The 19100-nt window shown below is 68.0% G+C and carries 15 protein-coding genes; 9 read left to right on the top strand and 6 right to left on the bottom strand.

Annotated features, from left to right (window positions below):
* Positions 1–172 precede the first annotated feature (172 nt).
* From ACFT2C_RS04340 to ACFT2C_RS04320, 5 genes are all read left to right on the top strand, one after another.
* Complete coding sequence (locus ACFT2C_RS04340; RefSeq protein WP_377205774.1) at positions 173–1372, top strand: lanthionine synthetase LanC family protein; 1200 nt, start codon at positions 173–175, stop codon at positions 1370–1372.
* On the top strand, positions 1369–2331 hold the full coding sequence (locus ACFT2C_RS04335; protein WP_377205773.1) for a hypothetical protein: 963 nt from the start codon (positions 1369–1371) through the stop codon (positions 2329–2331). Before ACFT2C_RS04340 ends, ACFT2C_RS04335 begins: the two co-directional genes overlap by 4 nt.
* Entirely contained in the window at positions 2328–3536 is a 1209-nt protein-coding gene (locus tag ACFT2C_RS04330) for a hypothetical protein (RefSeq protein ID WP_377205772.1), read from the top strand. Before ACFT2C_RS04335 ends, ACFT2C_RS04330 begins: the two co-directional genes overlap by 4 nt.
* Positions 3533–3943 carry a hypothetical protein gene (locus tag ACFT2C_RS04325; protein WP_377205771.1) on the top strand — a complete coding sequence of 137 codons (411 nt, stop codon included), beginning with the start codon at positions 3533–3535 and terminating at the stop codon, positions 3941–3943. The genes ACFT2C_RS04330 and ACFT2C_RS04325 overlap by 4 nt, the downstream gene beginning before the upstream one ends.
* Positions 3944–4472: 529 nt before the next feature.
* Positions 4473–4952: an NUDIX domain-containing protein gene (locus tag ACFT2C_RS04320; RefSeq protein WP_377205770.1), complete on the top strand. Its 480-nt coding sequence runs from the start codon at positions 4473–4475 to the stop codon at positions 4950–4952.
* A 174-nt stretch (positions 4953–5126) separates the two neighbouring features.
* Here ACFT2C_RS04320 and ACFT2C_RS04315 read toward each other — a convergent pair whose 3' ends face one another.
* The 4 genes from ACFT2C_RS04315 to ACFT2C_RS04300 all read right to left on the bottom strand — a co-directional run bounded on the left by ACFT2C_RS04315 (position 5127) and on the right by ACFT2C_RS04300 (position 9348).
* Positions 5127–6134 (bottom strand): extracellular solute-binding protein, encoded by a 1008-nt coding sequence (locus tag ACFT2C_RS04315; protein WP_377205894.1) that lies wholly within the window; start codon positions 6132–6134, stop codon positions 5127–5129.
* Positions 6131–6541, bottom strand: coding sequence for an extracellular solute-binding protein (locus ACFT2C_RS04310; RefSeq protein ID WP_377205769.1), 411 nt, complete (start codon positions 6539–6541; stop codon positions 6131–6133). The genes ACFT2C_RS04315 and ACFT2C_RS04310 overlap by 4 nt, the downstream gene beginning before the upstream one ends.
* A 115-nt stretch (positions 6542–6656) precedes the next feature.
* A complete protein-coding gene (locus tag ACFT2C_RS04305) occupies positions 6657–7934 on the bottom strand; it encodes a hypothetical protein (RefSeq protein WP_377205768.1) in 1278 nt (425 codons plus the stop codon).
* Between the two features lie 169 nt (positions 7935–8103).
* Positions 8104–9348, bottom strand: coding sequence for a cytochrome P450 (locus tag ACFT2C_RS04300; RefSeq protein WP_377205767.1), 1245 nt, complete (start codon positions 9346–9348; stop codon positions 8104–8106).
* A 208-nt stretch (positions 9349–9556) separates the two neighbouring features.
* Here ACFT2C_RS04300 and ACFT2C_RS04295 point away from each other — a divergent pair, with 208 nt between their 5' ends.
* From ACFT2C_RS04295 to ACFT2C_RS04285, 3 genes are all read left to right on the top strand, one after another.
* Positions 9557–10171 (top strand): exonuclease domain-containing protein, encoded by a 615-nt coding sequence (locus tag ACFT2C_RS04295; protein ID WP_377205766.1) that lies wholly within the window; start codon positions 9557–9559, stop codon positions 10169–10171.
* 274 nt (positions 10172–10445) lie between these two features.
* Complete coding sequence (locus ACFT2C_RS04290) at positions 10446–11036, top strand: hypothetical protein (protein ID WP_377205765.1); 591 nt, start codon at positions 10446–10448, stop codon at positions 11034–11036.
* Positions 11037–11282: 246 nt separating this feature from the next.
* The gene (locus tag ACFT2C_RS04285; RefSeq protein WP_377205764.1) at positions 11283–15947 is read left to right on the top strand and encodes an NB-ARC domain-containing protein; all 4665 of its coding nucleotides are present in this window, start codon (positions 11283–11285) and stop codon (positions 15945–15947) included.
* A 278-nt stretch (positions 15948–16225) separates the two neighbouring features.
* Here ACFT2C_RS04285 and ACFT2C_RS04280 read toward each other — a convergent pair whose 3' ends face one another.
* On the bottom strand, positions 16226–17500 hold the full coding sequence (locus tag ACFT2C_RS04280) for a Y-family DNA polymerase (protein WP_377205763.1): 1275 nt from the start codon (positions 17498–17500) through the stop codon (positions 16226–16228).
* On the bottom strand, positions 17497–17949 hold the full coding sequence (locus ACFT2C_RS04275) for a LexA family protein (protein WP_377205762.1): 453 nt from the start codon (positions 17947–17949) through the stop codon (positions 17497–17499). Before ACFT2C_RS04275 ends, ACFT2C_RS04280 begins: the two co-directional genes overlap by 4 nt.
* A gap of 72 nt (positions 17950–18021) precedes the next feature.
* On the opposite strand from ACFT2C_RS04275, the gene ACFT2C_RS04270 reads away from it, so the two are divergent.
* Positions 18022–19083 carry an ATP-dependent DNA ligase gene (locus ACFT2C_RS04270; RefSeq protein ID WP_377205761.1) on the top strand — a complete coding sequence of 354 codons (1062 nt, stop codon included), beginning with the start codon at positions 18022–18024 and terminating at the stop codon, positions 19081–19083.
* The last annotated feature ends 17 nt before the right edge of the window (positions 19084–19100 follow it).

Genomic DNA, 19100 nt, shown 5'->3' with positions numbered 1-19100 from the left:
GACGGGGCGACCGCCACCGGACGTTTCGCGGCCGCGGCGGACGAGACCACGGGGACCATCGACGACCGCTGGGCCCCACCGGTCGTCCCTGCTGACCGGAGACCAGCCTTACCCACTACTTGAGCCGAGACCGGCTCCGAACCCGTACCAATCCATACCGAGGTAGAGCACCATGAACGCCACAGTTCCCGCCGCACACCTTGACCCCTGGGTACCCGGGCCACGCAGTGGCCAGCCGCTGTCGTTGGCGGACGGAGCACTCGGCGAGGCGCTGCTGGAGGTTGAGCTCGCGCTGACCGGCGTCGAGCGCTGGGACAAGATGTTCAAGGTCTACTCGCCGAAGTCGCTCCGAGCTAGAGATCTGCGCGGCGACGGCGCCATACCAGAGGGGCTGTTCTACGGCGCGCCAGCGGCAGCGTTCGTCCTGGACGCAGCCGGTGCCGACGGCGCAGCCCGCTATGTCAACGTGCTCAACGAGCTGGACAAGGTCGTAGACGCGGTGGCCCGGGAGCGCCTGACCGCCGCCCAGCACCGGCGCAAGGCCCAGGTCGCGGCCACGGCCGATGAGTTCGACCTGTTCAACGGCCTGATCGGTCTCGGCGTGCTGCTGTTACGCCGTGCACCGCACAGCCACACCCTGAGCCAGATCCTGACGCACCTCGTCGACCTCACCCAGGACCGGACCCTGGACGGAGTACGGGTACCGGGGTGGTGGAGCAGACCGGACGTTTTGGCACCGCACTACGGGCACGCGGAGCTCGGGATGGCCCGTGGCGCGGCCGGACTGCTGGCACTCCTCGCGCTCGCGGTGCGCGCCGGACGTCAGGCGGCTGTGCCGCAGGGCGCGTTCGAGAGTCTGGTCGGGTGGCTGGACGACTGGCGGCAGGACGGCCCGAACGGGTCGTGGTGGCCACAGCGGCTGACCCTGGACGAACTGCGCACAGGCCGGACGACGCAGACGGAGCCGACGGCTCCGACCTGGGCCGGGACGGTGGGGATCGCACGCGCGCTACAGATGGCCGCGATCGTCACCGGCAAGACGGACTGGCGCACGACAGCCGAGACGGTCATGGCTACTTCATTGAGCCCTCAGTCGCTTGGCCGACTGACCGACCCGGGCCTGCTCACCGGGACGGCAGGGGTGTATCAGACGGCATTCCGCGCCGCCCAGGACGCGTCCTCCTTTCTGCTGAAGCAACGCCTGTCCACTGCCGCCGAAGCCCTGGCCCGGACCGGTCGAGGCTGGGCGGAGAACACTGCGTTCCTGACCGGCCGGTCCGGGACTCGGCTAGCGAACCAGACCCTGCTGGGGCGCTTAGAGCCGGCCTCGGGCTGGGACCGGCTCCTGGTGATCGCATGGACCCACTCATGAACCCGCACGCCACCACGAACGCCATCGCGCTCCCGCGCACGGCAGCGCGCACCGAGACGCCGCCCGTGAACGCCTTGCCGATGAACACCGGGAGCGGCGCAGGGGAGGGTTCACTGCGGCTCGAGATCGTGTTCGCGAAGCCCGAGTCGATTGCCAGCCTTGGCGCGCATGTGGTGGGACCGAATCTCGATGTGGCGTGCGCTCTGGGCCAGGGGTCGTGGTGGTTCCTGCGCCGCGAGGACGGGTGGCATCTGCACTTGGATCGTGCCGGCCGTAGGCACGTGCCGCTAAGTCTGAACAAGCTCGTCGAGCGCGGCGTCGTGCAGTACTGGACGCAGGACACTTCCTGCCAGAGCAGTTCCGGGTCCGAACACGAAGCCCGTCCGGAGCCGGGAACTGGTTTTGGGGCTGTGTCCTGTGCGGGGATCGGGCCGGGGTCGGGGCTGGACCTGCATCGCGCGGACTCGCGTGGCAGCCTCGCCTACCTGCGCCAGCTGCACCCCATGCCGGAGGCCAGCCGTCCGCTGCTGCGCACCAGGCATGTCGTCGGAGTCCTGGCGCGTGCCGTCTGCCGCGCGGCCGGACTCGATCATGCGACGGCCGCCGACGTCTTGGACACCCTGGCACGCCGCAGCGCGGGTGGGCTGGACGAGTCGTCCCGGTTCCGGGCCCACGGCCTGGCCGAGGTCCTGACCTTGCTCTGGCGAGTCCCAGTGTCCAAGGCGCTGGGCAGTTCGATCACCCCGTGGGCCACCGACCTCGCCATGGCTGCCCGGAGCCTCGCCGCTGCCACCCGAGACGGTGACCTGCCCGCCGCTGAACACGCCCCGTATCTGCAAGGCCAGCTCGCCCGCGGCTTGGCGGCTCAGTGGGACCGGCTGGGCCTGCCAGCGACCGACCAGACCATCCTTGCCGTCGCGACCCGCGACGCGCTGCGGACCACGAGGCGGGCCTCATGACCACCACACCCACCACAGGTATCACAACCACCCGCATCACGGAGGCGTCGGCCACCGAAGCAGTGACGCCCGGCACTCAACGCCCAGCACACGTGGCGCGCGGCGAGGTCGCCTTCTGCTTTCCGCTGGTGGCGTGGCCTCGCCCGGCGTGCCCGCCCCTGCGCACTCGCCTCGACCAGGTCGCCAATGCCGCGCGCGCAGCGGTGGCGGCGACTGACCGGCAGGTCGCGGTACGGGAGGCCGGTCGGGCCCTGACGGAAGCCGCGGCGATCGCCCGGGACTGCGGCAAGCCCGACCTCGCGCAGCGGATCGGTGCCCGGCACATTGCGTTGTATACCGACCTGACCCGGCCCTTGACGAGCCAGGAGGCGAAGCAGGTGGTCGGATCGGCGACCAGCCTCGCGCGTGCGCACCTGCATACGGATCCAGATCGGGGTGTGGCGATGCTAGTCAGGATCCTGGACGCCACCCGCGGCAGGCTGGCGATCACGCTGGACAACCTGCCGAAGCCGCTGCCGCTACCGCTCGGCGACGTCGACAGTGCCCTGGACGAGCACCGCAAGCTGGTCGCTCTGGCACAGGCCCAGCTCATGGTCAGCGGCACCGTCGCGCTGGCCCGCGCCGGACGCTGGGCCGGCGCCGCCGAGCTGGCGCGCACCTACGGCGGGATCGGCAACCGCCTCTTGGAAGGACGCCAGGCCCTGATCATCTCCCGCCTCCTGGACCGGGATGGGAACGGCGCCCGCGCGCTGGTGGCCGGGTCCGACACGGTCAGCGACGCGGATCGCGACGTCGCGAGCTGCCTGACCGCGTTGTGCGCCGCCTCCGGGCTTCGGCACGAGGCTGCCAGCGCGATGGTCGACCGGTACCGGGCTGGTGCCGGCCTGGGTGAGCGGTACGCCTCCTACCGGGCCCGGTACGGCGCTGCGGTCGCGGTCATCGCCCGTGCAGACCAGCACCTGGCCGCCCCGGCGATCGCGGCCCAAGCCGCGACGGAAGCCCTGGAGTCGGGCGATGGGTACGCCGCACAGGAGGTCCTGCGCCATTCGGCCGTCACGGACGCGATCTCCGACGACGTCAGGGCTGGTCTGGACCAGGTCGTCAAGGCCGCCGGTCTGAGCGGGAACGCGTTGATCGGCCGCCTGCCGACCCGGCTGGAAGACGCCGTCGACCTCGCCACCCACGCCGTCAGGCCCGACCTATGAACGGCCCCGCGACCGACGATGCCTCCGGTAGCCGACCAAGCCACGAGGCAGGCACTGCCTCGCCCCACGAATCGCGGCTGCTCCAGGTGGGGATCTTTCTGCGGCGCATCGCCGCGATCCGCGACGTCAGTGCGCGCTGCGGCGTCCTCGTGGGCATGACCTCCCTTGAGCCAAGCGGCGTCGAGCAGGGCACGGTCCGGGTCGTCGAAGCGCACCTGCAGGTCCCGGACCCGACGGACGCTCGCTTTCTTGCTGCAGTCCTGTGGCCGGCCGCTGTCGAGCCCAGGATCGCCGAACGCTGGGTCTGGCGTGGGTGGATCGTCGGCGACAGCCCGCATACCCCGCTGTCGATCACCCTGAGCAGCGACTTGGACGCCACGCTGACCACACCGGGCGGTTCCGAGTGATCGGGCGGGGATCCGGCGCCGGGACCGATGACGCACCGGGATCCACTGGGAGCCGGAGCCGGCACGGCCTGCACAGCCGAGCGTTCAGCGACGAAAGGAACCGCTTGGGGCCCGCTGACGATGGACCAGCTCATCCTCGCGGTCGCCCTGCGGGACGCACTCCGCTCAAGGGGCCAGCCGCGATGATCTCGGTCCCGTGCCTGCGTGGCGACCGCGGAGGGCGGAACCGGACGGTGGGTGGTACATGAGAAACGAGCACCTACGGGCGAGGCGCGTGGCGATGCCGTCGCCATCGGGCTCGGGAGAGCCGATGTCGCGATCGGAGCTCGCGGCCCTGGTCAACGAGTACGTCCGTGCCCGGACCGGGCGCCCCGGTGGGCTGCGGGGGGTCGAGGTCGGACGGTACGAACGCGGAGAGGTCCGATGGCCGGGCAAGCTGTACCGCCAGGCGCTTCGGAGCATTCTGGGAGCTGAGTCAGACCAGGAACTCGGATTCGTCCGGACCCAGCGGGGTCCTTCGGCTGCGGTGGTGGAGTCGAACGACGAGCCAGAGGCGCGGCGGAACGACGCATCCGTGGTGGGCATTGCGCGTTTCGGTGAGCTGCTCACTGCTCGGGCGCTGATCCGCAGCAGCGGCCAGATTCTTGTGCTCCGCCCTGACCAGGCGGGATGGTCCTTGCTGCCTGGTGGGCGCATCGAGCCCGGGAACCCCGTCCAGAGCACGCTGGTCGGTCATGTGGCGCAGCAGACCGGTCTGCTGTCCACGATCATCGGGTTCGTCGGCGGCGTCGAGCACCACCACGCGCGGGCTGACGCTGCCGATCATGCGATCACGCTGGTGTTCGAGGCTCGGCTCAGCGACTCCCACAGCGCCGATCACACCGGGAACCGCGAGACAGAATGGGTCGCCGCCGACGACCTGGTCGGTCACGACCTACGTCCCGTCGCACTCAAAGAAGCGCTTATCGAGGGCTCGGGCGGACCGTTCTGGCGTGCCTGGACTCAATGACGCGGATCAGGCGACCCGGCTGCTCGCCACGAGACTCCCGGCCCGGCAGCCGGCCTGCTTTCCCGACCAGGAGACAGGTCGCTTGCATGGAGTCCGCTGCCTGTCGGGAATTCCGGGGGGCGAGCAGCCGACGGCAGGTTGCCGCCGTCGGCCGACCAGGCGCGAGGGGGGCGCCTACCTGTGCGGTGTGGTGACGGTGAAGCCTTGTTCGTTGCCGTAGCCGGCGATCGAGTCCTGCCAGTCGATGAGTCCGTCCGCGAGTGAGGTCGAGCCGGTGTAGGCCTGGCCGACGGTGTCGGGGTAGATGCTGTTGGCGTGGGCCTGGTAGGGCAGGTACTGCCAGCCGGGCAGGACGTGGGTGGCGGAGTCGGCCAGGACCCTGTTGATCTGCTGCCCGCCGAAGTAGTCGGGTTCCTGGGCCAGGAAGGCGGGGTCGGTCAGGTCTCGCATGGTGGCAGGGAATGCTCCGGCGTCCAGGCGGGTGGAGACGCCGTCGCCGATGTTCGCGTAATTCAGGAACGCGTACGCGAGCTCCTTGTTCGCGCTCGCCTCAGTGACCGCGAGGGCGGAGCCGCCGAGCTCGGCGGTCTGGTTGGCGCCTTCCGTCCATTGCGGCATGCGTGCTACGCGCCAGTCGCCGGAGGCTGGGGCGGCGCCGGTGGTGAGGTTGGCCGGCATCCACGCGCCGGTCACCAGCGCGGCGATCGTGCCGTCGCTCAGGCCCTGGAACCATTCGTCCGACCAGTCCGGGGTGCCGGCGACCAGCCCTTGGTCGATGAGCTGCTGCCACATGCCCGCGAACTTCAGTGTGCCGGGATCAGCCAGATCCACGGCTACGTTCGTGCCCTCGACCCGGAAGGAGTGGCCGCCGGCCTGCCAGATCATCGACGTGGTGAAGGTGCTGATCCCGTTGTCCGCCGTGATGTAGGTGTCCGGGTCGTGGGCGTGGATGGCCTTGGCGGCTCTGATGAACCCCTCCCAGGTGGTCGGTACGGCTACGCCGGCCTCGGTGAAGACGCGCTGGTTGTAGAACAGGGCCATCGGCCCGGAGTCCATCGGCAGGGCGTACACCGCCTCAGCGCCCTCCGTGGTGTCGCCGTCCGTGTCGCCCGCATCGGTGTGGCGGCCAGCTGGGGGTGAAGTGACGGCGTCCCAGGTGCCGGGGGAGAAGGTCCGGCTCAGGTCTGCGGCCCGTAGGGGGTCAGGTCGGCGAGCGAGTTCGTGATGGTGAACTGCGGTAGTGCGAAGTACTCGACCTGGGCGATGTCGGGTACGCCGGAGCCGGCAGTGATCGCGTTCTGCAAGGCGATGTAGTGCTCGTTGCCGGTGCCGACGTTGGCCGGCTCGACATCAACGTTCGGGTAGGCGGCCTCGAAGTCCTCGACGACCTGGCTCAGGGTGGGTTCCCAGGCCCACACCAGCAGCCGACCGCCCTCGGTCAGGACCTCGCCTGGCCCGCTGATATCGGCCGACGGGGCGCCGACCCCGCCGTTTCCGTCGAGCCCTGCACTGCACGCGGCCAGCGCCAGGAGCGCGGAGACGGCGGCCGCCGCAGCGGTCGCGGACTGTCGGTGACGAGTGGCGGGCATGGAGGGATTCCTCTCGGAAGTCGGGTGGGGAGGCCGCGCAGGCGGTCGCAGGGGCGTGCTCGTGCGGCCGCCCGTGCTGGGGTGTTCTGGCCTGGACCGGGCGGCATCCGGTCGGTCAGACGCCGACCAGAACGTGGTCGGTACGGTCGGGCAGGTGGGTCGGTTCGAAAGTGACCGGCAGGGTGGCGGCGGAACGGGCCCAGAGGCCGGGCACGAAGGGGAGGTCCTTGACCGGGACGTCCAGCTTCAGTGTGTGCAGCCCTCGCATGACCTCCGCGACGGCGGTCTTGGTGATGATGCGGGAGACGCGCGATGCGGGGCAGCGGTGCACGCCGGTGCCGAAGCCGAGGGTGGCGCGGGAGGTGGAGGCCTCCCACAAGTCGGCGCCTTCGTGCTCGGTCTTGGTGGCGTGCGCGACCGCGCACACGATCGCCTCGCCCTTGTGTAGCGCCCGCCCGCCGAGTTCGGTATCACCCGTGATGAACCTCGCGGGGGTGTGCCAGGTGGGGGACTGGTGGACCATGACGGTGTTCAGGGCCTCGTCCACACCGAGGCGGCCTCTGAGGGTGCGGGTGCCGAAGTCGCGGTCGCCTAGCAGGTGGACCAGGGTCATGGTGGTCCAGGCCACGGACATCTCGTGTCCGGCGGACTGAATCATCTGCGCGGTGTCCATAAGCTCGGTGTCGTCCAGGGCGTGCTCGTGGTGCACGATCGCCGAGAGCAGGTCGTCGCCCGGGTCCCTGCGCCGGATGGCGATCAGTTCTGCGAGCATCGTATTCAGGCCCACGAAAGCCGGCACGGCCGCTGGGGTGTTGGAGAAGATATCGGTGGCGTACTGGCGCATTCGGTCGGCCAGGTGAGCCGGCAACCCATACATCGCCGCCACCGCCAGAGACGGGACCGCTGCGGTGTAGGAGGCGACTAGGTCAGCGTGGCCCAGGGGTGCGATCTGGGCGAGCAGTGCCCGGCACGCGGCGCGTACATCGCGGACGAGCTTGGTCTCGTCGATCGCGGCGAACCCGTCGTCCACGACGTTCCGTAACCGCGCGCGCCGGTCGCCCTCGGTGTAGAAGGCGTTCTGGCGCGGGGAGAAGAACGCGTGCAGCCCCGTGCCAGGGGCCACGCGCCCGTCCTGGAAGGCCGCCCACTGCTGCACGTCCCGGCTGAAGATGGACCAGCTCATCAGGACCTGCTTGATGTCCTCGTAGTCGAGCACAAGCCAGGCCAGCACGCCGTCGGACAGCTCGACCGGGACGACCGGCCCCCACTGCGCCCGCCACGTGCGGTAGACCGCGTCAGGGTCGGGGGCCATGGTCGCGGCGGCAAGCATCGGCAGCCCGGGCCTGGGGTTGGCGGCCAGGTCGTCCAGGCGCTCATCAACGGTGCCGTACAACGTAAGTCTCCTCAAGAGCGGGACCAGGGCACACAAGACCCAGGCAGAAAGAAAAAGAGGGGAATTCACCGACCGGAGCCGGTAGCACTACAGGAGTGCCAGTGCACTCCGCCGCGGCGGGCGGCGGCCGTGTCCACCATCGATGGGGGCACGGCCGCCGACGGGGCGGTCAAGACGTGGCGGTGCCCAGTTGGACCGGGAGGCGGCCGTGGCCGTTGGTGATGAACCCCGGGTTGGCAGGGATGGTGCCCGGGTCCTCGGCCAATGCGAGGTCGGGGTATCGGCCGAACAATGCGGGCAGCGCGACTTTGGCTTCCAGGACCGCCAGGGGTGCGCCGAGGCAGTAGTGGGTGCCGTGCCCGAACCCGAGGTGGTCCTTGACTGTCCGGGTCGGGTCGAACGCGTCGGGCTGGTCGTACTTGCGCGGGTCACGGCCGGTGCCGGCGTAGGAGATCAGGATCGCGTCACCCTCGCCGATCTCGGCACCGCCGAGCTCGAAGTCCTTGGCGGCGAACCGCACGGGGAGGTTCGCGGCCGGGCCGGCCCAGCGCAGGGTCTCGTCGATCACGTCGTCCCAGGAGATCTCTCCGGCCAGGACCGCCGCGAGGTGCTGGGGGTGGGTCGACAGGGCCAGGACGGCCTGGTCGATCAGGTTGCCCGTGGTCTCGTAGCCCGCCACGATCATCAGCCGCACCGTCTCCAGCAGGACCTCGCGGGTGTAGGGCTCCTTCTTGTGCAGGCTCTTGACCAGGTCGCTGGTCAGGTCCACGCCCGGGTCGCTCTCCTTGCGGCCGACCATCGTCTCGATCGCCTGCAGCAGTGCCCCGAACCGGGCCTGCGCTTCGACCGGTGTGATGGCGGTGTCGAACAAGGCGTCCGCGCCACGGCGGAAAGTGTTGGCGAGGTCGTCCGGGACGCCCAGCAGCGCACCTATGGCTTCGATCGGTACCGGGAGGCAGAACTCGGCCCGCAGATCGACGACCCGCCCGGCAGCGTGGGCGGGTTCCAGGGTGTCCAGACGGTCGGCGACGATCTGCTCGATCCTCGGGGCCAGACGCGCGATCCTGCGGGGCGCGAACGCCGGCGCAGCCCAGGACTTCAGGTCACGATGCCGCGGCGGGTCGGCAGTGAACATGCCCGCACGCACGGCCCACATGAGCAGCGGCCAGTCCTCGGGGACACGCCCAGCGACGAAGTCGGCCCAGTGCGTCACGTCCTTGGACACCAAAGGGTTCCTGGTCCGGACCTTGAGCAGCTGGACGGCCTCGGGGTAGCCGAGCACCACCCACGCCAGCAGGCCGCCGGGCATCTCGACCCTCACCACCGGGCCCTCGGCCCGGAACCTCTCGATCTCGCCGAACACATCGGCCCCGGTCGGGTCCAGTACGTGGCGTGCCGGTGCAGCAGAAGTCATGGGCGTAACCGCACCAGCAGCCGCAGCGGGCCACAAGAGCGGGGCGTCGCACTCTGGCAATCTGCTGCGACGCATTCTGCAGAATGCGTCGCAGTTGACGCCCGCATTGGTCAATACGCCGACGTAGGGTCACAGACAAGCGAGCCCGGTGCCGCATTCACCTTGCTCAGGAACGGAAGCCAACCGGTTAACCATTGGAGTAAGCAGCGTGACACTGGGTGAGCCCTGGACCGCGGCCGACTATGTCGTAATCGACATTGAAGGCAACGGCGCACAGCCACCGGAGCTGGTCGAGCTCGCCGTCGTGCCCCTCCGAGGCGGTGTCATCGGCGACGTTCAGGCGTGGCTGGTGCAGCCGCCGACACCGATTACGTGGCGCGCCCGCCAGATCCACGGCATCAGCAACGACGACGTCGCGGGTGCACCGAGCATCAACGACATCGTGCCGGAGGTCCTTGGCGCTCTGGGTGATGCGATCCCGGTCGGGCACGCGGTGCATAACGACCTGGCTGTCCTGCGCCGGGTCCTGCCTGGTTGGGAGCCGCCGTTCGCGTTGGACACGCTCAGGCTCGCCCGTCACGCCCTCGGCTTGCCCTCCTACGGTCTAGGCGCGCTGGTCGAGCACTACCACCTGGCCTCCGGGCTGCCGGCCGGGATGAGGGCCCACCGGGCCGATTACGACGCCCTTGTCACCGCCAGGCTCCTGGTCGAGCTCGCGACCGCCCTCAACCCCAGGGGCGCGACTCTGGCTGAGTTCCGGCACGCCGCCGGCACGACGATCGCCACCACCGCCGTCGGCCCGACCCTGTTCGACCTGCTGTAGCCGGCGGGAGACCTGCCACCCCCCAAAGCTCCCGCCACCGCCACCGCCTCCGAGCGAGAGCGTGCTCGCCGTCCGAACGGCACGGAGCGGCGTACTGACCGATGAGCCACCTGCAACCTGACACCGACAAGGGGAACTGAGTGACCACCACCTGTTGCGTCGGCATGCGGACGAGCGTCGGTTGCTCGCGTGCCGCGCGCAGCGATGAGACTTCAGCCCGGCCGGGCGGCGCGTTGTCGAGATGCCGGTGACGCGGCGGTGCTAGAAAGCATCGGTGACCACGTTCCACAACCTGTCCTCAGTAGGCGACTCGCCGATCAGCGCCGCAGAAATCGAGGCAGCCTACGAGCAGCAGCGAGCCGATTTTGAGGTGTGGCGTGAGCGCACGGCCAGGGATCAGCAGGCCGAAGTCGATGCAGCGCTCACGGCTGGTGCTGAATTCCTCTTGAACCGGCCCGACTCCGGCGACAGGCGCGTACACACGTTGACCTGCCCGCATGTGCGGCGAAAGCTCGACCGTATGGCGGAGTGGGCAGAGGCCCGCTGGCACCCGCAAGGCGGCGTCTTTCCGAAGCCAGCCGATATTCAGGTGCTGACCCGGAAGGAACTCGAATCGCTCGGGAAGCGATACAAGCGCTGCCAGATCTGCGGACCTGACGTCGTGGAGGCGCCGAAGCGCAAGCGCCAGGACGCGATCTTGGCGATGAGCCTTGCCGAGCACCACGCTGGCATCCCGATCGAGGGTCCAAACGGCCAGGAGCTCGGTGACTTCATCAGTGCTGAGCCCCAGATCGTCGTGACCACATCGACTGGTACCCATGTGCTTCCCGCCCGTTCGACGGTGCGCTTGCGGTTCAACGACTAGAAGGAGGTCTCGTTGGCAGCCCTCCCACAGATCGTGTGCTTGTGCGGCTCGCCTCGGTTCGCTTAGGAGTTCCGCGCAGTGAATCGTGACCTCGCGCTCGCCGGGAGGATCGTCGTCGCACCCGCTGAGTTCGAGCACGCAAGCGACCAGTGATGGCGCGTCGAGCGATCTGTGCGAGTTGAGAGGCATCTCCCGCGCCCGCGCCCGCGCCCGCGAGTGTCAGTGGCGTACGGCACCATCCTCCTCATGGCTGCTGACTATGACCTCGACCGCCTCGGCGCGACAAAGTTCGAGAAACTTTGCCAGGCGCTCGCTCTGCGTGAGTTCGGGCCAGGTGTCGAGGTCTACGGGGCCGGACCCGATGGTGGGCGCGATGCCACGGTGCATGGCCTGACGAACTTCCCCTCGCCAGATGCGCCGTGGTCGGGCTACACGGTGATACAGGTGAAGTTCCGGGAGCATCCGCGCAACAACCCCGACGACGCGAACTGGTTGATTGAACAACTCGGCAGGGAGCTGAGGATGTGGGCTGACCCTGAAGCCAGCCGTGTTCGCCTGGGGGCGCCTCCCGACCACTTCATCATTGCGACCAACGTCGCGCTCACGCCCGCGTCGGGAGTAGGTGGAATCGACAAGGTCGATACAGCGATGACGAGACTCGTTGCAGACCTAGACCTACCGATCAGAGACTGGCAGGTCTGGCACCGAGACAAAATCTGGCGACTGCTGGACATCAACGCAGATGCGCGCAAGGTGCACCTACCTGACCTGCTACCCGGGGACGCACTGGCTGGCCTCTACGACCGGCTGTCCCAGCATGGGGCGCTCGGTGACACCGGCGCGGGCGGACTCCCGCGCGAGGTGAGGGATCTGTTCGGCAGGGATGCCGAGATCTTGGCGGGACGACATACCCTTGAGGATGACGGCGGCTCTGCGGGGCGGGCGATCGTAGTGACGGGGCCTCCAGGTATCGGGAAGAGCGCGGTTGCCCTGCGGATCTCGCGGCTCGCAGCCGACCGGTTTCCGGACGGCCAGTTCCACGTCGATCTCGCACTGATACGGGCCAGCGGTGGAACCGGAGATCTGACGCAGGCACTGCTGAGCACCTTGCGTCCCGAAGCTGAGATACTTGCGAACGATCGCGTTCAACAGGCCCACGCGCTGCGCAAGGTCCTGTCAACGAGCAGGGTCCTCATCCTCGTTGACGGCATCGCTTCAGAGGACGCCTTGCTGGACGTTCTCCGGATGGAGGGCCCATTCGCCCTGGTGTGCACCAGCCAGGCCCGGCTCGGTGGTCTGACCGCCTCGGTGCGTGCTATCGAGCTGGGCGCACTGCCAGTGGAGCATGGGCGAGAACTGGTCAGGTCGATCGTCGGTAATGGACGGCTGACCGACGCGCAGACCTCCGCGTTGGCTGAAGCATGCGGCGGGCATCCGCTTGCCCTGCAAGTCGCGGCGTCCCATCTCGTGCGCCGTCCGAAAGTCGACGCTGATCGCTATCTGCGCGAGATCACGACACCCGAGCGTGGTGTGCGGGTGTTGAGAGCGGGCCAGATGGCATTACAGCCCGTTCTCGAGCGCGCACTGGAATCGCTGCCTCCAGAACAGGAGCAGATGCTCCTCCAGCTCGGTGTCCTGCCACACATGTCAATCACCACGGACATCGCTGCAGCCGCGAGCGTCCCGCCCGACGAGCTCAAGCACTCCGACATCGATGACGCAGCAGAAGTCCTGGACTCGCTGTTCGAGTTAAGCCTCATCGAGCAGACAGCCGATGACCGGTACGTTCTTCATTCCATCCTGCACAGCTTCGCCAGGCTGAAGTCGGCAGGCCTCGAACAGGGGCAACAAGAGGCGATCGTTCGGCGATCATGCGTCATGCTCGCTGCCCGTGCGGACTGGCTAACTCGGTCGATCGGATTCCTGGACGCGCAGGCCACGGTTCCAGCGAGTGGCAACGCGACGGCCCTGCGCGAACTGGAAGCCGACCGCCCGGGAATGGTTGCCATGGTCCAGCGGGCATACGAGTTCAGGCTGTGGGGCGAATTGGTTCGTCTCGCGTCGAACGTGACAGCGTACCTGTGGAATGCCGGCGATCTGACCGCCCTGGATGCTGTCTACCAGCGCGTCCTTGAGGCTGGTGACCAGTTCGACAACCCCGAATGGAAGGCGACGGCACTTCATAACCTCGGCAATTTCGCGGCCCATCGCGGCGACAGCGCAACCGCGGCGGACTTGTATCAACAGTGTGCTGACGTGGCACGAGCAGCAGACGACCTGTACTTCCTATATCTGGCTCACACATCGGCAGGAACTCTCGCCGCCAACCTGGGTCGGCCGCACGAAGCGATCGAGTCATTACGCCAAGACCTGCCGTTCTGGCGGATCACCAAGAACGACTCGATGCTCGCGACCGTTCTAGGAAACATCGGGCGGTGCTACTTAAGGCTCGGGAGAATCAGCCAGGCGAGGGAGTACCTAGACAACAGCGCCCGGCTAGCACAGAAGGTCGCCCGCGCCGACATCGGGTCATCCAGTGCCTTGCTGATCCGCGTCGGGCGCACGGCCGAGGCAACCGAAGCAGTCCTACAAGACCTACAGCGAGCACGAGCCCTCGGGAACACGCTGCGGGAAGCAGAGGCCCTGACGGCGTTGTCGGATCTGGGGCCGGCCAACCAGCGCGGCACCGAATCGTCCCGGGCGCTGGAGGATGCGCTGACGATCTATCGCGACGCCGGCGACGTGCAAGGCCAGGTGGATGTCTTGATGCGGCTCGGTCAACAAGCATCGGCTCGTGGGAACCCGCAAGCGGCCATTGCACACCTTCTCGAGTCCGCAGACCTGGCACATCGGATCGGGAACGATGAAAGCGCCGCACTCATCCGGGCCCGCCTGGTCAAGTACCTCGGAGGCGCAAAGCACCACGACGAAGCAGAGCACCACATCACCCAGGCGCAACACATGGCCCGGAGCACCGGCAACCCACTGGTCGTTGCCGACGTTCAGCAGGTGAGCGCCGAATACCTCGGACACCTAGGCCAGCACCAGAAGGCCGTGGCCCTCTTGACCGAAGGTCTCGACCAGTTGGAAGCCGTCGACGACCAACGCGCCATCAACAGTCTCAAGGTCTCGCTTGCCGCGGCTCTGGTCGACGCCGGGCAGTGGCGCGAGAGTGAAGAACTCCTCACCGCGGTGACCGGGGCAGACCTGGATGCCACATCACCGAGCACCCGGATCGGGGCGCTACGCGCACGCGGCATCCTCTATTCGCGGCGCGCCCTCCACGTCGAAGCCGCCACCATCCTCAAGGCAGCGCTTGACGAAGCAGAGAGATCCGGAGACGAGCACAACACCTTCCACTGCCGGACAGCGCTCGCCGGTGCGCACGCGCGCAACAAAGAATGGGCCAAAGCACTGACGACCTACTCTGCCGCGGCCGAACTCGCCGCCGAGCTAGGGGACGTGCACGTGCTGACCACGACTCAGGGCATGGCCGCCATCTGCAGGATCAAGACGGGCACCGACGAGCACGCGACCCAGGACGCCATCCGCATCCTGAGCGTTGCCACCGACCTGAAAATGCGGCCGCTGGAACTGAGCCTGCACAACGCTCTCGGCGTCTATCACTCCCAGAAAGACGAACATGAAAAGGCGATCCCGAAGTACATGGAAGCAGCTGCCCTCGCACGCGAGCTCGACGACCCGAACGCACTCGCAGCAGCGACCCTGAACCTCGCACGATCCTACGCATTGGTGACAGACCACAGTGAGGCCATCAAGCACGCAAGAGAGGGCTTCCGGAGGCACCACGATCTCGGCAACTGGACGTCAGCCGCCCACGCGCTCCGGCTACTCGACGCGGTTCACCGTGACCTGTTCCCAGGGCGCGGAAACCCCGGGATCGCCGACCTGATGGGCACAGAACTGACCATCGACCCGCGTGTGGGAATCGCAGCGGACGCTCTCGCTCGATCAGGTGGTAGTGGTCCGCTGGACGAGGGCCCACTGCCCAGTTCAACCGTCGTTGGTGTGAGGAGAATCAATATCTCGGCGAGCGTCCGTGCGGCCATGCGCGGGGTCGATTTCGAGGTGATGATCGCAAGCCTGGCGCAGTCCCGGCAGCGCTGCGTGGTCTGCGGACTCCTGATCGACGAGCAAGGTGAGGGTGAGATCATCGTGATGAGCGACGCCACGTCCGAGGACCTGATCGTCCGCCTGTCACACCCCTCGTGCGCCGGTTCCCACGTCGTTCAGGTCGACGACGTCCACGGCGAACCGCTCACGTGGTGGCTTGAGGCGGAGTGCCTTTTCTTCGAGACCGACGAAGGAGAGGTAGCAGGCGTGGTCATCGATGCGCACAACGGCTTCGGTTCGCTCGACGGTGGACCCATCGAAGATCTCCTCCTCGGCCGCCTGCGGGAAGCCGGATTCATCAACCTTCGGTTCCAGGAGGACGAAGAGGCCGATCGATCACTGCCGTTGACGGGCCTGCCCACCTTCGATGAGGGTGAGGTCTGGGCTGAACTCAACGACAACGAACTTGTGGTCAGCAACTCGGCCGGTGACCTTCTGCCGAGCACGCCGCTCAACTTCACCCCCGACTGGTACGAGACGGCGGCTCGCGGGGAACTCATGCTGATGGTCGGGCGCAATCTACAGGGGATGGTCCAGCAGGACAGCACGTACCTGCGACGGGCGATCCGCGCCGACAACGTCGTTGGCGGCGTCTTATCGCTGAACGTCGTGCGGCCCAGGAGGAACGGACCCTGTCCCTGTGAAATGCGTCAGGGGAGCAAGTACAAGCACTGCTGTGAGAAGCGGACGACCGCAACTTCCGGCGTGGAATCCCGCGCCGTGCAGCACGACGGGACCCGGCGGGTACGCGAAGATAGCGCATTCACGGCTGGGTGATCAGGTTTCCTGATGAGGGCGAGTAGTCTTCGGCTCGGCCGTTCTGGTCGAGGATGCTTCAAGCGAAGCATTGGTCGAAGGCCTTGCACGGTCGCCCGAGCATGTCGAGCACGCTCGCCAGATGGAGTAGCTGCGCTCACGCCTGGGTTCGGCAACCCGGCGAGCCGTGCTGTCCCTGTGCCAGGACGCTCTCATTTGCAGGGGCAGGCGGGTCGACGGGCGTGATGATTGCCCGAGCGCTTGCTTGCCACTCGTCTTCGCAGGGCGGGCCCCCGGCGTCACGCCCGTACGGTGGTGAGCTCTGCCCAGTGAGTTGTGGCCCGGGGTGTGAGCATGGCGCGTTTCATCTGCCATGACGGGCCGGGCCGGAAGCCAGCGTAGCCGAGCCCGAGCGAGTCCTTGCCAGTCTTCTTCTGCACTCGGTCGATGAGGGTCGCGATGCCGGCGTCCTCGTGCGGGGAGCGGAAGATCTCGAAGGGGGGCTGAGCACCGGCGGGTGTGAGGTCGGTGAGGAGCAGTCCGGCACGTGCGTACCGGGCGCCCTCCACGATCTGGGGCAAGAGCCGGTGTGCCGCCCGGGTCAGCTCGACGGGGTCGGCGGTCGGGAACGGGAGGCGGACCGCGACCGTGGGGTGGTGCTTGTCTTGAGCCCAGTGGCTGGTGCCGGCGAACGAGGTCAGGGTGTGGGCGACCTGGGCGTGCTTGACCAGGCGGGTTGCGGCCTGCTGGGCGTAGATGCTCAGTGCCTGCCGCATGGTCACGGTGGAGGTGACTTTCTCGGAGAACGAGCGGGACACGATGATCTGCTGCTTCTTCCCGGTGTGGTCCTCCTCGGGCCCGATGCACGCGACCCCGCGCAGCTCCAAGGCGGTGCGCATGACGACGACGTTGAGTAATGCGCGGATGTGCGCCGGGTCGACGGTGGCCAGGTCCCAGACCGTCAGGACGCCGTGCCCGCCCAAGCGTCGCTCGAGGCGCGAGGCGATGCCCCAGACCTGAGAGACCGGCAGTGCCCGCATCAATCTCTCGCGCCAGGCAGGGTCGATGGCCGGCCACACGCACACGCCATCGAAGTCGTCGATCTTCTTCGCAGCCCGGTTCGCGAGCTTCGCCAGCGTGCGCGTCTCGGCGATCCCAACGCACACCGGCAAGCCGAGCAGGCTGCGCATCGCGTCCTTGATGTCGTGTCCGAGCCGGGTCATCGCGTCGGGGTCGGCTGCGGTGCGCCGGTCGACCGTGAGGAAGGCTTCGTCGATCGAGTACACGTCGAGGTCGTGGGTGAAGCGCTCCAGGACCTCCATCACGCGTCGGGACATGTCGCCGTAGAGCTCGTAGTTGCTCGACACCGCGACGACGCCCGACCGGGCCGCGGTGGGTCGCAGTTCGAACCAGGGCTTGCCCAGGTCGAGGCCGAGTGCCTTGGCCTCGCGGGAGGCCGCGACGACCATGCCGTCGTTGTTGGACAGCACGACCAGGGGCACGGCCTCCAGGGCGGGGTTGAAGACCCGCTCGAAGGACGCATAAGCGCTGTTGACGTCGACGTGCGCGATCATCTGCGCCCCCGCAGGTGGTGGATGCAGTAGGTGACCACTCCCCAGAGCTGCAGGTCGGACAGCTCGGGCATGGTGATGTCGGGGTGGTGGGCGTTCTCGGCACGGAGTACGACGCCTCGCGGGCCTAGTTCGAGGCGCTTGACGGTCAGCTCGCCGTCCAGGACGGCGACGACGACGTCGCCGTGGCGGGGTGTCTTGGACCGGTCGACGAGGAGCTCGTCGCCGTCGCTGATGCCGGCCTCGGTCATGGAGTCGCCGGCGGCGCGCACGATAAAGGTGGCGGCGCGGTCTTCCACGAGCATGTCGGTGAGGTCGATCGGGCCGTCGTAGTAGTCCTGGGCGGGGGAGGGGAATCCGCACGAGACGGAGACTGGCGCGACCCGGAGTGCGTTGGTGCTGGTGGGGCTGATGGTGGCGGTGCTGGTGGGGCGTGGCGAGAGGGCGTACATCACGCCTCCCAGACCGCACGACGGTAGTACATGTGTTCGATTGTATGTCGGGGGAGCCGAACGGTGGCAACGATGCTGGTCAGCGCCTGGCGTGCGGCGTGGTCGGCGCCGGGCGACGGTTGGACTATGTCGGCAACGTTGCCTCCCGGACTTGCGGGTCCGGTTCAGGTGGCCCTTGCTCGCGCCGTCGAGCAGATTCCGCATGCGGGCGCGCTGCCTGGCGGGTGCAGGTTCGAGCCCAAGTGGGACGGCTTTCGCCTGATTGTCACGTGCGACCAGCGTGGCGCGAACCTGTGGTCACGCCGCGGCACCAACCTGTCGACAACGTTTCCGGAGATCAGGTCGGCATGCGTCGACCAGCTCGCGCCCGGGACGGTGCTCGACGGCGAGGTGGTGATCTGGTCCTCCGGCCGTCTCGACTTCTCGTCTCTCCAGACACGCATGGGACGTGGTCCTCGCAGCGCCGCTGCGCACGCCGTCGGCCACCCCGCGTCCTATGCCGCGTTCGACGTCCTGGCGTGCGCCGGCCGTGACGTTCGGCCCTTACGGTTCGACGACCGTCGCGAGCTCCTGGAGCAGCTCGCCGCCATCTGGCGGCCGCCATTGAACCTCTCACCGGTCACTGGGGATCGGGAGGTCGCTATCGAGTGGTTCGAGACCTACTCGGTCGTGGGCATCGAAGGCCTCCTGGTCAAGGGCGGAGCCCAGCCCTACCCGGCTGGCCAGCGCGGCTGGCTCAAGATCAAGCATCGCGAGACTGTCGACGTCGTCTGTGGTGCGGTGATCGGCACACGATCAGCCCCGCAGGAGGTTGTCGCGGGGCTTTCGATCGACGGACGCCTGCGGATCGTGGGAAGGACCACGCCGCTGTCGCCGTCAGCCCGCCGTGCCCTAGCGCCGTGGCTCAGGCCGCCGGCTGGTGAGCATCCATGGCCGGCGCAGGTGCCACGGACCGCGCTGTCCCGCTTCAATGCCGCTCGGGGCGACGTCGTCGACATGACCCTGGTCGAGCCGATCGTGGTCGAGGTGAGCGCCGACGTGGGCTGGGACGGACAAAGCTTCCGCCACCTCCTGCGATTCGTGCGTGTCCGTCCTGACACCGAGGTGGGGAGCGTGGAACCGCCAGCGCCCTAGATCTTCCCGAACATGCG

Origin of the sequence: Promicromonospora sp. NPDC057138, assembly GCF_042670845.1 — a bacterium.
Lineage (GTDB): Bacteria > Actinomycetota > Actinomycetes > Actinomycetales > Cellulomonadaceae > Promicromonospora.
The sequence above is the reverse complement of the archived record's forward strand: the minus strand, read 5'-3'. Positions and strand labels throughout refer to the sequence as shown.

Coding starts and splice junctions, on each gene's coding strand:
- ACFT2C_RS04340 (WP_377205774.1), top strand. CDS start 173: ATGAACGCCACAGTTCCCGCCGCACACCTTGACCCCTGGGTACCCGGG.
- ACFT2C_RS04335 (WP_377205773.1), top strand. CDS start 1,369: ATGAACCCGCACGCCACCACGAACGCCATCGCGCTCCCGCGCACGGCA.
- ACFT2C_RS04330 (WP_377205772.1), top strand. CDS start 2,328: ATGACCACCACACCCACCACAGGTATCACAACCACCCGCATCACGGAG.
- ACFT2C_RS04325 (WP_377205771.1), top strand. CDS start 3,533: ATGAACGGCCCCGCGACCGACGATGCCTCCGGTAGCCGACCAAGCCAC.
- ACFT2C_RS04310 (WP_377205769.1), bottom strand. CDS start 6,541: ATGCCCGCCACTCGTCACCGACAGTCCGCGACCGCTGCGGCGGCCGCC.
- ACFT2C_RS04300 (WP_377205767.1), bottom strand. CDS start 9,348: ATGACTTCTGCTGCACCGGCACGCCACGTACTGGACCCGACCGGGGCC.
- ACFT2C_RS04285 (WP_377205764.1), top strand. CDS start 11,283: ATGGCTGCTGACTATGACCTCGACCGCCTCGGCGCGACAAAGTTCGAG.
- ACFT2C_RS04280 (WP_377205763.1), bottom strand. CDS start 17,500: ATGATCGCGCACGTCGACGTCAACAGCGCTTATGCGTCCTTCGAGCGG.
- ACFT2C_RS04275 (WP_377205762.1), bottom strand. CDS start 17,949: ATGTACGCCCTCTCGCCACGCCCCACCAGCACCGCCACCATCAGCCCC.
- ACFT2C_RS04270 (WP_377205761.1), top strand. CDS start 18,022: ATGCTGGTCAGCGCCTGGCGTGCGGCGTGGTCGGCGCCGGGCGACGGT.